At 75.6% G+C, this 12,957-nt stretch carries 8 protein-coding genes and 1 pseudogene; 8 read left to right on the top strand and 1 reads right to left on the bottom strand.

Going from position 1 to position 12,957, the window contains the following annotated elements; genetic code table 11:
* The 7 genes and pseudogenes from ACWDCZ_RS17205 to ACWDCZ_RS17175 all read left to right on the top strand — a co-directional run.
* A pseudogene (locus tag ACWDCZ_RS17205) lies at positions 1–247 on the top strand (hypothetical protein); the annotation flags it as partial.
* The gene (locus ACWDCZ_RS17200) at positions 244–1,110 is read left to right on the top strand and encodes an NmrA family NAD(P)-binding protein (RefSeq protein ID WP_049659784.1); all 867 of its coding nucleotides are present in this window, start codon (positions 244–246) and stop codon (positions 1,108–1,110) included. The pseudogene ACWDCZ_RS17205 and the gene ACWDCZ_RS17200, both read left to right, overlap by 4 nt.
* 391 nt (positions 1,111–1,501) lie before the next feature.
* Positions 1,502–5,464: a Pls/PosA family non-ribosomal peptide synthetase gene (locus tag ACWDCZ_RS17195; RefSeq protein WP_449816297.1), complete on the top strand. Its 3,963-nt coding sequence runs from the start codon at positions 1,502–1,504 to the stop codon at positions 5,462–5,464.
* A 47-nt stretch (positions 5,465–5,511) separates the two neighbouring features.
* The gene (locus ACWDCZ_RS17190) at positions 5,512–6,837 is read left to right on the top strand and encodes a M1 family metallopeptidase (protein WP_049658093.1); all 1,326 of its coding nucleotides are present in this window, start codon (positions 5,512–5,514) and stop codon (positions 6,835–6,837) included.
* Between the two features lie 139 nt (positions 6,838–6,976).
* A complete protein-coding gene (locus tag ACWDCZ_RS17185; RefSeq protein ID WP_449816296.1) occupies positions 6,977–8,356 on the top strand; it encodes a serine hydrolase domain-containing protein in 1,380 nt (459 codons plus the stop codon).
* Positions 8,357–8,761: 405 nt separating this feature from the next.
* The gene (locus tag ACWDCZ_RS17180; RefSeq protein WP_449813782.1) at positions 8,762–9,598 is read left to right on the top strand and encodes a GNAT family N-acetyltransferase; all 837 of its coding nucleotides are present in this window, start codon (positions 8,762–8,764) and stop codon (positions 9,596–9,598) included.
* Entirely contained in the window at positions 9,595–10,416 is an 822-nt protein-coding gene (locus ACWDCZ_RS17175; protein WP_107418798.1) for a lysophospholipid acyltransferase family protein, read from the top strand. The genes ACWDCZ_RS17180 and ACWDCZ_RS17175 overlap by 4 nt, the downstream gene beginning before the upstream one ends.
* 96 nt (positions 10,417–10,512) lie before the next feature.
* Here ACWDCZ_RS17175 and ACWDCZ_RS17170 read toward each other — a convergent pair whose 3' ends face one another.
* Positions 10,513–12,078, bottom strand: a complete 1,566-nt coding sequence (locus tag ACWDCZ_RS17170) for an MFS transporter (RefSeq protein WP_449813781.1) — start codon at positions 12,076–12,078, stop codon at positions 10,513–10,515.
* A gap of 124 nt (positions 12,079–12,202) precedes the next feature.
* On the opposite strand from ACWDCZ_RS17170, the gene ACWDCZ_RS17165 reads away from it, so the two are divergent.
* A complete protein-coding gene (locus ACWDCZ_RS17165; RefSeq protein WP_074003603.1) occupies positions 12,203–12,901 on the top strand; it encodes a TetR/AcrR family transcriptional regulator in 699 nt (232 codons plus the stop codon).
* The last annotated feature ends 56 nt before the right edge of the window (positions 12,902–12,957 follow it).

Raw genomic sequence — 12,957 nt, 5'->3', positions numbered from 1 at the left:
GGCCGCCGCACTCGGCCTGGCCGGAGCCGCGCTCGGCCTGGCCGTCGGCCTCGCCGCCGCCCACTGGCTGCCGCAGGTCCCCCGGCTGGCCGACAGCCCGTGGCCGCACCGGCTCCCCATCGACCTGCCGGTCTCCTCGGCGATCGCCGCCACCATCACCACCTGGCACTGGCGCGGCAGCCGCCCGGCCCGCACGGCACAGCACCGACTCCCCACCGCACCCCTCCCCGAAAGGCAGACGTCATGATCGTCATCATGGGCGCCGGTGGCGCCACCGGCGGCGCCACCCTCCGCAGCCTCGCCGCCCTCGGCGCACCGAGCCGCGCCCTCAGCCGCGAGCCCGCCCGGCTGGCCGCCGCACTCGACGAGCGCACCCTCGCCCGCACGGCCACCCTCCCGGCGGACGCCGCCGACCCGGCCTCCCTGCGCGCGGCCTTCCGCGGCGCGCACCAGCTCTTCCTCACCATGGCCAACGGCCCGCAGCAGGTCCGGTACGAGCTGAACGCGATCGAGGCGGCGGTCGACTGCGGCGTGGAGCACATCGTCAAGGTCTCCGCGCCCGCCGCCGAGCCGGACTCCCCCGTCGCCGTCTCCCGCGGCCACCACCTGATCGAGGAGCGGCTGCGCTCCTCCGGCATCACCACCACCGTCCTGCGGCCGTACGCGTTCATGCAGAAGCTGCTACTCCTGGCGCCCGGCATCGCCGCCGCCGGGATGGTGCACGGCGCGCTGGGACAGGCGCGTTGCAACTACGTGGACGCCCGGGACATCGGGGACGCGGCGGCCGAGGTGCTCACCCGCCCCGAGCTCGCCGGTGGCACCTATCCGCTCACCGGCGGGCGGGCCTACAGCTACCCGGAGCTCACCGCGCTGCTGGGCGAGCTGCTCGGCCGGCCGGTCCGCTACCTCGACCTGGGCCCGTCCGAGCTGCACGCCCACCTGGTCGGCCGGGCCGGGATGCCGGACTGGCTGGCCACCCACGTGGTGGAGATCCAGCAGCTCGCGGTGGTCCGCAAGGAGACGCCGGACGACACCTTCCTCCGCCTCGCCGGACGCGCTCCGCGCACCCTGGAGGCCTTCCTCGGCGAGAACCTGCACCGGTTCCGCTGACCGCCGGGCCGTACGGCGGGCCGGGGCCGGACCGAGGGGACCGGAGCGCGAAACCCGGCCCGCCGACGGCCCGCCACCCGAAGGGAGCAGCATTCGCTGTGGTGTGGATCACGGTCGAAGAATCGACCTGACGATCCGTCAATTCCACTGACACCTCGTCACATGGGTTCCAACGGGGCTCAGTTATTGACTGATGAAGCGTCAGATTCGGCCACTCCGGCGCCAGTTGGGCCGTGTGTCCGCTCCTGCCGGGTCGCCGCGCCGGGGCTACCATCGGTCGGGTTGTCCGCTCCGGCCCCGGAGTGGGGTCACCCGATCAGGCGGTGCTCCCACCGCCCCAGGGGCCGGGCATCGGTCGGAACGGGGCGAGGACGAGGAGCGCACGGCTGCCATGACAGCTGAACCGAGCCACCCGGAGCAGTACCCCACGCCACCGCAGGATCCGACGCCCCACGCCGACCCCGTCCAGGGGTCCACGCCCCACGCCGAGCCCGCCCAGGCGCCGGTGCCGCAGGCCGAGCCGACCATCGCCCTGTTCCCCGGCCGCCCGGCCGCCGCCCCGCGCACCCTGGTCGACGTGCTGGACGCCACCATGTCCGCCCACCCCGACGAGCCCGCCCTGGACGACGGGCACACCGTGCTCAGCTACCGCGCGCTGGCCGCCGAGGTCGAGCAGCTGCGCCGCCGGCTGGCCGCCGCCGGGATCGGCCCGGGCGACCGGGTCGGCGTGCGCGTGCCCTCCGGCACCAACGACCTGTACGTCTCGATCCTCGCGGTGCTCGCCGCCGGGGCCGCCTACGTCCCGGTGGACGCCGAGGACCCGGACGAGCGCGCCGAGCTGGTCTTCGGCGAGGCCGCCGTCGCCGCCGTACTCGGCGCCGGGCGCGGCCTGGCGACCACCGGCGAACGCGCTCCCGCCCTGGAGCGCCGCCCCACCCCCGCCGACGACGCCTGGATCATCTTCACCTCCGGGTCGACCGGCAAGCCGAAGGGCGTGGCCGTCACCCACCACAACGCCGCCGCCTTCGTGGACGCCGAGGCCGCGCTCTTCCTCCAGGAGGAGCCGATCGGCCCCGGCGACCGGGTGATGGCCGGCCTCTCGGTGGCCTTCGACGCCTCCTGCGAGGAGATGTGGCTGGCCTGGCGGCACGGCGCCTGCCTGGTGCCGGTCCCCCGCTCCCAGGTGCGCAGCGGCGCCGACCTCGGCCCGTGGCTGGCCGAGCAGGAGATCACCGTGGTCTCCACCGTCCCGACCCTGGCCGCGCTGTGGCCGGCCGAGGCCCTCAACGAGGTGCGGCTGCTGATCTTCGGCGGCGAGGCCTGCCCGCCCGAGCTGGTGCAGCGCCTGGTCACCGAGGGCCGCGAGCTGTGGAACACCTACGGCCCCACCGAGGCCACCGTGGTCGCCTGCGCCGCCCTGCTGACCGGCGAGGGCCCGGTGCGGATCGGCCTGCCGCTGGACGGCTGGGACCTCACCGTGGTGGACGAGGCCGGCCTGCCGGTCGCCCCCGGCGGCACCGGTCAGCTGGTGATCGGCGGGGTGGGCCTGGCCCGCTACCTCGACCCGGAGAAGGACGCCGAGAAGTACGCGCCGCTGCCCTCGCTGGGCTGGGAGCGCGCCTACCGCAGCGGCGATCTGGTCCAGGCGGACCCGGCCGGCCTGCTGTTCCTCGGCCGCACCGACGAGCAGATCAAGCTGGGCGGCCGCCGGATCGAGCTCGGCGAGGTCGACGCGGCCCTGCAGGCCCTGCCCGGCGTGGCGGGCGCGGCGGCCGCCGTCCGGACCGCGCGCGGCGGCAACCAGCTGCTGGTCGGCTACCTGGTGGTCCAGGACGGCTTCGACCGCGAGCAGGCCGTCGAGCGGCTGCGCGCCGAGCTGCCCGCCGCCCTCGTGCCGCTGCTGGCGACCGTCGAGGCCCTGCCCACCCGGACCTCCGGCAAGGTCGACCGGGCCGCCCTGCCCTGGCCGCTGCCCGAGCTGGAGAACGCGGGCCCCGGCGAGGAGCTGTACGGCACCGAGGCCTGGCTGGCCGAGCAGTGGTCGGAGATCCTCGGCGTGCGGGTCGGCGGCCCGCGCGACGACTTCTTCGCGATCGGCGGCGGCAGCCTGGCCGCCGCCCGGCTGACCACCCTGCTGCGCACCCGCTACCCGAGCGCGGCCGTGCTGGACATCTACCAGCACCCGACGCTGCGCAAGCTCGCCCGGCACCTGGAGCGCTCCGCCGGCGAGAGCGCCGAGGCCCGTACCGTCGCCCTGGTGCCGACCAGGGCCAAGCTCCTCCAGCTGCTCCTGCTGGTCCCGCTGTTCACCGTCGTCGGCCTGCGCTGGACGGTCGCCCTGCTGGCCGCCGGGAACCTGCTGACCCACCTCGGCGACTACCCGTGGGCGCCCACCGCCTCCTGGTGGTGGGTCGGCGCGGGCGCGCTCGCGCTGTACACCCCGGCGGGCCGGCTGGCCGTCGCGGCGGGCGGCGCCCGGCTGCTGCTGCGCGGCGTGCGCCCGGGCAGCCACCCGCGCGGCGGCTCCGTCCACCTGCGGCTGTGGACCGCCGAGCGGCTCGCCGAGCTGAGCGGCGCGGACTCGCTGTCCGGCGCCTGGCTGACGCGCTACGCCCGGGCGCTGGGCGCCAAGGTCGGGCCCGAGGTGGACCTGCACTCGCTGCCGCCGGTCACCGGGATGCTGAAGCTGGGCCGCGGCTGCGCGGTCGAGGCCGAGGTGGACCTGTGCGGCTACTGGCTGGACGGTGACCGGCTGCTGATCGGCCAGGTCAAGATCGGCTCCGGTGCCGTGGTCGGCACCCGGTCGACGCTGCTGCCCGGTGCCCGGGTCGGCAAGCGCGCCCAGGTGGCGGCCGGCTCCAGCGTCACCGGGCAGGTGCCGACCGGCCAGCGCTGGGGCGGCGCGCCCGCAGTCAAGCTGGGCCGCACCGAACGCGCCTGGCCCAAGGAGCGCCCCGCCCGCCGGGCCCGCTGGGCCTCGCTGTACGGCGCCAGCGGTGCCGTACTCGGCCTGCTGCCGGCACTGCCGGCGCTCGCCGCGCTGGCCGTGCTGTCCCGGTTCGTCGAGCAGGGCGCGGCGCTCGGCCCGGCGCTCGGCGGCGCGCTGCTCGGCCTGCTGCCCGCCACGCTGGCGTTCGGCGCGGTGTACGCGGCGCAGCTGGTGGTGCTGGTCCGGCTGCTGAGCACCGGCCTGGTGCCCGGGACGCACCCGCTGCACGGCCGGGTGGGCTGGCAGGCGTGGACCGTCACCCAGCTGATGGACCGGGCCCGCGAGGTGCTGTTCCCGCTCTACGCCGGGCTGGTCACGCCGCTGTGGCTGCGCACCCTCGGGATGCGGGTCGGCCGGGGCGCGGAGGTGTCCACGGTGCTGGCGCTGCCCAGCCTGACCACGGTCGGCGACGGCGCGTTCCTGGCCGACGACACCCTGATCGCCCCGTACGAACTCGGCGGCGGCTGGGTGCGGCTCGGCGAGGCGAAGGTCGGCGAGCGGGCGTTCCTCGGGAACTCGGGGATGACCGCGCCGGGCCGCTCGGTGCCCAAGCGCGGCCTGGTGGGCGTGCTGTCGGCGACGCCGGCGAAGGCGAAGAAGGGCGGCTCGTACCTGGGCATGCCGCCGATGCGGCTGCCGCGCTCGGCGGACCTGGCCGACCAGAGCCTGACCTACGAGCCGCCGGCCCGGCTGCTGTGGGCGCGCGGGCTGGTCGAGGTGGCCCGGCTGGTGCCGGTGCTGGCCTCGGCGGCGCTGGGCCTGCTGACCGTGGCGGCGCTGTCCTGGCTGGCGGCCGGCTCGCCGCTGACCGCCGCGCTGCTGTCGGGCCTGGTGCTGCTGGCGGCCGGCGCGCTGGCCTGCCTGGTCTCGGCCGCCGCCAAGTGGCTGCTGGTCGGACGGTTCCGGGCGGTGGAGCACCCGCTGTGGAGCGGCTTCGTGTGGCGCAACGAGCTGGCGGACACCTTCGTGGAGATGCTGGCGGTGCCGTGGCTGGTCGGCGCGGTGCCGGGCACCCCGGTGCTGAACCTGTGGCTGCGCTCGATCGGCGCGCACGTCGGGCACGGGGTCTGGTGCGAGAGCTACTGGCTGCCGGAGGCAGACCTGGTCACCCTCGGCGACGGGGTCACCATCAACCGGGGCTGCGTGGTGCAGACGCACCTCTTCCACGACCGGATCATGCGGATGGATACTGTGGTCCTCCGCGAGGGCGCCACCCTGGGCCCGGGCGGCATCGTGCTGCCCGGCAGCACGGTGGGCGCGCGCAGCACGCTGGGCCCGGCCTCGCTGGTGATGCGCGCCGAGTCCGTCCCCGCCGACACGCGATGGCTGGGCAACCCGATCGAGGCGTGGCAGAGCACGCCGTGACCACCTCCCCGTCCCCCCGTCCCGGCCCGCAGGAAGCGCACGTCCCCGTGAAGCCCAAGCACGTCCCGGCGGCCGCCGGCGCCCCGGACCCGTACTTCCCGAACAGCGGCGACCACCGCTACCGGGTGCACCGCTACGAGCTGGCGCTGGACTACCGGCCCGGGCCCAACCGGCTGGCCGGCTCGGCCCGGCTGAGCGCGGTCGCGGACGCGGCGCTGGCGGAGTTCGCGCTCGACCTGGCCGAGTTCCGGATCGGCCGGGTGCTGGTCGACGGCAAGGCCGCCCGCTACACCCACCGCGGCGGCAAGCTGCGGATCCGCCCCGCCAGGGCGCTCGCGCCGGGCGCGGCGTTCACCGTCGAGGTGCACTACGCGGGCAACCCGCGCCCGGTGCGCAGCCCGTGGGGCGGCCTGGGCTGGGAGGAGCTGACCGAGGGCGCGCTGGTGGCGAGCCAGCCGGTCGGCGCGCCGTCCTGGTTCCCGTGCAACGACCGCCCCGCCGACAAGGCGACCTACCAGCTGGCGGTCACCACGCCGTCCCCGTTCACGGTGGTGGCGAGCGGCCGGCTGCTGACCCGCACCACCCGGGCGTCCAGCACCACCTGGGTGTACGAGCAGAGCGCGCCGACCCCGACGTACCTGGTGACGGTGTCGATCGGGCACTACCGGCCGGTGCCGTTGGCGGTGCGCCCGGCGGTGCCGCAGACCGGCTACGTGCCGGAGCGGCTGGCCGCCGCCTTCGCCCGGGACTTCGCCCGGCAGCCGGAGATGGCGGCGTACTTCGGCGAGGTCTTCGGCCCGTACCCGTTCGGCGAGTACGCGGTGGTCGTCGCGGACGAGGAGCTGGACGTCCCGGTGGAGGCGCAGGGCGTCGCCACCTTCGGCACCAACCACCTCGGCGGCGGCTGGGAGCGCGAGCGGCTGATCGCCCACGAGCTGGCCCACCAGTGGTTCGGCAACAGCGTCACCATCGCCGACTGGCGGCACATCTGGCTCAACGAGGGCTTCGCCAAGTACGCGGAGTGGCTCTGGTCCGAGCACGCCGGCGGCCCGGGCGCGGCCGTGCACGCCGCCGCCGCGCACCGGCTGCTGGCCGGGCTGCCGCAGGACCTGACGCTCGGCGACCCGGGCCGCAGGCTGATGTTCGACGACCGGCTGTACCAGCGCGGCGGGCTGGTGGTGCACGCGCTGCGGCGGGCGCTCGGCGACGACGCGTTCTTCGCGATGCTGCGGGACTGGACGGGCGCCAACCGGCACGGCGTGGTCGCCACCGCCGACCTGCGCGCGCACGCCGCCCGGTACACCGCCGCGCCGCTCGGCCCGCTCTTCGAGGCCTGGCTGGAGCGGCCGGAACTGCCGCCGCTGCCGGGCTGATCCGACGACCGGGCCCGGCCTGATCCGGTCACCGGGCCCGGGCGAGGGGTTATGGGGCCCGTGCGCGGGATTATTGGGTCGGCGTCGCGGCCGGGCTGGACTACTGTCCGTGCACATGTCGATGAGTCCAGAAGCCCACATGACCGACCTCCCCTCCGAGCTGCTGCCCGCCACCCGCCGAGCCCTGCTGCACCGGCTCGCCGTCGCCCAGGCCGAGGGGCGCACGCCCTCGATGGTCGCCGGGGTGCTGCGCGACGGGCGGCCGGTGTGGAGCGGCGCCCGCAGCATGGTCGACGGGCACGCGCCGACCCCGGACGTCCAGTACCGGATCGGCTCGCTCACCAAGACCTTCGTCGCCGTGCTGGTGATGCGGCTGCGCGACGAGGGCCTGCTCGACCTCGCCGACCCGCTCTCCCGCCACCTGCCCGGCACCCCCGCCGACGACGCGACCGTCGTCCAACTGCTCGCGCACTCCTCCGGCCTGACCGCCGAGACCCCCGGCCCGTGGTGGGAGCGGACCGAGGGCTCGCTGCGGCCCGGCCTCGACGACGTCCTGGAGGCCGACCGGCCGCTGAAGCACCCCGCCGGGCGGGTGCACCACTACTCCAACCCCGGCTACGCGCTGCTCGGCGCCCTGGTCGCGAAGCTGCGCGGCGAGCCCTGGGGCGAGGTGCTGCGCCGCGAGGTGCTGGCCCCGCTCGGCATGGACCGCACCACGCTGCTGCCCGAGCACCCGCACGCCGGGGGCTTCGCCGTCCACCCCTGGGCCGACGTCATGCTGCCCGAGCCGCTCACCGACACCGGGCTGATGGCGCCGGCCGGCCAACTCTGGTCCACCATCGCCGACCTGGCCCGCTGGGCGGCCTTCCTGACGGCCGGCGACGACAGGGTGCTGTCCGCCGACACCGTCGCCGAGATGCGCCGCCCGGCCGTCGCCCCGGACGACGCCGAGTGGACCAGCGGCTACGGCCTCGGCCTGCAACTGCGCCGCGACGAGGGCCGGCTGCTGTACGGGCACACCGGCTCGATGCCCGGCTTCACCGCGGGCCTGTGGATCAGCGAGGCCGACGGCCTGGCCGCGTACGCCCTCTCCAATGCCACCAGCGGCGCCAGCGCCGCGTCGCTGGCCGCCGAGTTGATCGCGCTCACCGCCGACCTGGAGCCCCGGCTGCCCGAACCGTGGCGCCCGCTCGCCGAGGTGGACGCGGAGCTGCTGGAGCTCACCGGCCCCTGGTACTGGGGCGCCGCGCCGGCCGCCCTGCGGCTGCGGCCCGGGCGGGTGCTGGAGCTCACCCCGCTCACCGGCCGCGGCCGGGGCTCGCGCTTCCGGCCCGAGGCGGACGGCACCTGGACCGGTGTGGAGAACTACTACGCGGGCGAGACCCTGCGGGTGGTCCGCCACCCCGACGGCACGGTCAGCCACCTCGACGTCGGCTCCTTCGTCTACACCCGCGAGCCGTACGGCCCGGCCGGCGCCGTCCCGGGCGGGGTCGACCCGGAGGGCTGGCGGGCGTTCTGAGCGGCGCGCCGCTCTCCTCACGACAGCGGCACGTCGGATCGTCACGACGACGACGTGACGCGAGCGGCGTGACGGCGCGATCGTGACGACAGCGGCGTGACAGCAGCCGCGTGACGACCGCGGGGTCGCGACAACGGGGGCGTGCGGTGCGGCCGTACGCCCCCGTGGTGCGTGTTGTCCACCCCCCGCGAACGAGCGCCCGGTGCCGGGCAGATGACCGCCGGGCCACGGGTGGTGCCATTCAACAGGTGCACATCTGCGGTCCTCCGGGCCGCAACATGAATGCCAACCGATTCGGAGAGAAACACGGGGACCGGTTCGCGTCCATGCCCAACCGCCTGCGGACCGGGACGGTGCCCTGGTGATCCACGGCACCGCCGATCGTGCTGCCCTGGAGGGTCCGCCATGACCACCGTCCCCACGTACGCTCCGTCCGCAGTCACCACCACCCACGACGCCCCGGCGGTCCCCGCGCCCCGCCCCCACCGGCCCGCCGCCCCGGCCTCGTACACCGTCTCCCTCGCCCGCGACGAGGACGACGTGCGCGCCGCCCAGCGGCTGCGCCACCAGGTCTTCGGCACCGAGCTGGGCGCCGAACTGCACAGCCCGGTCGCGGGCCTGGACGTCGACCCCTTCGACGAGTTCTGCGACCACCTGCTGGTCCGCGAGGGCGAGCAGGGCGCCGTCGTCGGCACCTACCGGCTGCTGCGCCCCGAGGCCGCGCGCCGGGCCGGACGGCTGTACTCCGACGGCGAGTTCGACCTCTCCGCGCTCGCGCCGGTCCGCCCCGGCCTGGTCGAGCTCGGGCGCTCCTGCATCCACCCGGACCACCGGGGCAACGGCGCCGTCATCAACCTGATGTGGGGCGGCATCGCGCGCTACCTGGCCGACACCGGCAACACCTGGGTCGGCGGCTGCTGCTCGATCGAGCTGGCGGACGGCGGCGCCACCGCGGCCCGGGTCTGGGACACCGTCAGCGCCAAGCACCTGGCGCCCGAAGAGTACCGGGTCACCCCGCACCGTCCCTGGGACGCCACCGGGGTGGCGCGCGCCGAGCGGGGCGCGCTGCCGGCCCTGCTCCGCGGCTACCTGCGGCTCGGCGCCTGGGTCTGCGGCGCGCCCGCGTACGACCCGGACTTCGACTGCGCCGACCTGTACGTGCTGCTGTCGCTGGAGCGCACCGACCCGCGCTACCTGCGGCACTTCCTGTCCGGCGGACCCGCCTCGGGCGCCTCGTCGTGAGCGTCTGGCTGCCCACCGCGACCTGCCGGCCCGAGACCTGCCTGGCCGACGTCCCGCCGAGGGTCTCCCACCCCCGGCGGGCGCTGCGGCTGACGGCCTGTCTGGCGGCGGTGCTGGCCGGGGTCGTGCTCCTCCCGCCGGTCCGGCTGCTCCCGGACCGCGCCCGGAACCGGCTGGCCCGGCTCTGGGCCCGGGTCGTGCTGCGCACCCTCGGGGTGACGGTCCACCTCGCCGGGCCCGACGGCTGGGGGCCCGGCGCGGACGGCGGGGTGCTGGTGGTGGCCAACCACGTGTCCTGGCTGGACATACCGCTGCTCGCCGCCGGGCGGCCGGGCCGGTCGCTGGCCAAGACCGAGGTCCGGAAGTGGCCGGTGCTCGGACCGCTGATCGCCTTGGGCGGCACCGTCTTCCTGGACCGCGACCGGCTGCGGACGCTGCCGGACACCGTCGCGACGGTGGCCGAGGTGCTGCGCTCCGGCCACCCGGTGATCGTCTTCCCGGAGGGGTCGACCTGGTGCGGGCGGGAGAGCGGCCGGTTCCGGCCCGCGCTGTTCCAGGCGGCGGTGGAGGCGGGTGCCGACGTCCAGCCGGTGACGATCCGCTACCGGCTGGCGGACGGACGGCCGACCAGCGTGCCCGCCTTCATCGGGGACGACGGGCTGCTCACCTCGCTCGCCCGGGTGGTCGCGGCCCGCGGGCTGGTCGCCGACGTGACCTTCCTGCCGCCGATACCACCGCCCGGGCCCCGGCCCGGGCGGGCGGGCGCCCGGCGCGAACTGGCCCGCACGGCGCAGGCGGCGGTGGAAGGGATCCGCTGACCTCGCGCGACCTCCTGTGACCTCGCGCGACCTCCTGTGACCTCGCGCAACCTCCCGCGACCTCCTGACAGCACCTCACCGGTCGGTCCCGGCGGCTCAGGCGACGCCCGCCCCGGCCAGGTCCTCCGGCTGCGGCTCTTCGGAGGCCGCTGGGGCGAGCGGGCGGGCCCGGCCGACCAGGACGGCGACCAGGACCGCGGTGACGGCGAGCGCGGCCGAGCCGCAGCGCAGCGCGAGGTGGATGCCGTCGACGAAGGCCCCGTCCACCGCCTGGCGCACCGGCTCGGGCAGTGCGCCGGCCGCGCCGCCACCGCCGTGGGCCGCGCTGGTCGGCGCGTCCGCGATCGGGCCGACGGCCTCCGGCGGGACGCCGAGCCGGTGCAGGGCCGAGGTCAGCCCGTCGGTCATCCGGTTGGTCAGGACGGCGCCGAGCACCGCGATCCCGAGCACGCCGCCGAGTTCGCGCAGGGTGTTGACGGTCGCCGAGGCCATCCCGGTCTGCGCCGGGGCGACCCGCTGGAGCACCGCGACCGAGACCGGGGTGAAGGTCAGCCCCATGCCGAAGCCCATCGTGAACAGCGTCCACAGGTACTCCGGGTAGCGGGCGTGGTCGCCGTACAGCGACAGCCCGCCGAGACCGAGCGCGCACAGCGCGAGGCCCAGCACCATCGGCGGCCGGGGGCCGTAGCGGGCGGCGAACCGGCCGGACAGCGGCCCGGCGACCACCAGCATCGCGGTCATCGCCAGCCCGGCGTACCCCGCGCCGGACGGGGACCAGCCGAGCACGCCCTGCATCATCAGCGGCAGGAAGAACAGCGCCCCGAACATCCCGAAGCTCACCATGAACCCGCTGAGCAGCGCACCGCTCAACGCGCCGTCCCGGAACAGCCGCAGCTCCAGCATCGGCTCGGCCAGGCGCAGTTCGAGCAGCAGGAAGGCGGCCAGCAGGACGGCGGCGGCAGCGCCGCAGCCGGTCACCCGGGGGTCGGTCCAGCCTCGCGTGGGGCCCTCGATCAAGGCGTAGACGAGCAGGCCGAGGCCCGCCGCCGAGAGCGCGAACCCGCCGAAGTCGATCCGCCGGGCGCGCGGCGGGATCTCCGGGAGGACCTTGGCGGCGAGCAGGACGCCGGCCACGCCGATCGGCACATTGATCCAGAACACGCTGGCCCAACCGAAGTGTTCGACCAGCGGGCCGCCGATCACCGGGCCGATCGAGAGGCCGATCGCGGACACCCCGGACCACACGCCGATCGCCTTGGCCCGCTCGCGCTCGTCGGTGAACACGTGCCCCAGCAGGGTCAGGCTGCCGGGGGTGAGCAGCGCGGCCCCGACCCCCTGGACCATCCGGCCCGCGACCAGCACGCCGATCGTTCCGGCGAGCGCGGCCACGGCGGAGCCGAGCGTGAACAGGCCGAGCCCCAGTACGAACATCCGGGTACGGCCGTGGCGGTCGCCCAGCGCGCCGCCGGTCAGGACGAGTGCGGCGTAGATCAGGCTGTAGCCCTCCGCGACCCACTGGAGACCGCTGATCCCGGCGTCCAGCTCCTGCCCGATGCGGGGCAGGGCGACATTGACGACGACGTTGTCCAGCATGGCCATGAACATGGCGATGCAGAGCGTGAGCAGCGCGAGCCGTTTGCGGCGGGCGCTCGACTTCTCCATGGGTTCCCTTCCGATCATGAGCCCCTAACAGTGTTAGGGGTCGGCGTGACAGCCACAGAGTGCACCTAACGGTGTTAGATTGCAAGCGGGAATCGACCGCACCACCGGAGGCGTCCGCACAGCCATGCCGCAGAACCACACCGACACACCCGGAACCGACGACGCGACACCCGCCCTGACCAGGGAGGCCCTCGCCCAGGCCGCACTGCGCGTCCTGGAACGGGACGGCCTGGCCGGGCTGTCCATGCGCAAGGTCGCCGCCGAGGTCGGCGTCAAGGCGGCCTCGCTGTACTGGCACGTCCGCAACAAACAGGAACTCCTCGACCTGCTCACCGACGCGGTGATGGGCTCCGCCGAGCCCCCGCCGCGCGAGGGCGACTGGCGCGAACAGTTCCACGCGTACTGCTGGCGCTACCGCCGCCTGCTGCTCGGCACCCGGGACGCGGCCAAGGTCGTCGCCGGCCGGCTCGCCCCCGGACCCAACCTGCTCGGACTCATGGAGGACCAGCTGGACCGGCTCCGCGCGGCCGGCTTCACCGACGCCGACGCCGCCATGGCCAGCTACCTGCTCGGCGCCTTCGTCCAGGGCTTCGTGCTCCAGGAGCAGTCGCCGATCTCGGCCTCCGAGGTCCTCGGCACCAGCCGCCGGGACATCGCCGACGCCGCCGGAGACCTGTTCCGCGCCCTGCCCGCCGAGACCTTCCCCAACCTGGTCGACCTCGCCGACGACCTCACCGAGCCGAACATGGACGCCCGCTTCGAGTTCGGCGTCCAGCGGATCCTCGACGGCCTCGCGGCCCTGCTGCCGCCGGAGCGGCGCTGAGCCCAGGGCCCGGGGCCGGTCCTCCCCGTCCCGGGCCTCCATCCACGCCGCCTCCT

Source organism: Kitasatospora sp. NPDC001225, assembly GCF_053597855.1.
Note: the sequence above shows the minus strand (reverse complement) of the source record. Positions and strands in the feature narration are given on the sequence as shown.

What these genes read in the sequence shown, in the direction of transcription:
- ACWDCZ_RS17200 (WP_049659784.1), top strand. Translation starts at nt 244, where the DNA reads ATGATCGTCATCATGGGCGCCGGTGGCGCCACCGGCGGCGCCACCCTC.
- ACWDCZ_RS17195 (WP_449816297.1), top strand. Translation starts at nt 1,502, where the DNA reads ATGACAGCTGAACCGAGCCACCCGGAGCAGTACCCCACGCCACCGCAG.
- ACWDCZ_RS17185 (WP_449816296.1), top strand. Translation starts at nt 6,977, where the DNA reads ATGACCGACCTCCCCTCCGAGCTGCTGCCCGCCACCCGCCGAGCCCTG.
- ACWDCZ_RS17180 (WP_449813782.1), top strand. Translation starts at nt 8,762, where the DNA reads ATGACCACCGTCCCCACGTACGCTCCGTCCGCAGTCACCACCACCCAC.
- ACWDCZ_RS17170 (WP_449813781.1), bottom strand. Translation starts at nt 12,078, where the DNA reads ATGGAGAAGTCGAGCGCCCGCCGCAAACGGCTCGCGCTGCTCACGCTC.
- ACWDCZ_RS17165 (WP_074003603.1), top strand. Translation starts at nt 12,203, where the DNA reads ATGCCGCAGAACCACACCGACACACCCGGAACCGACGACGCGACACCC.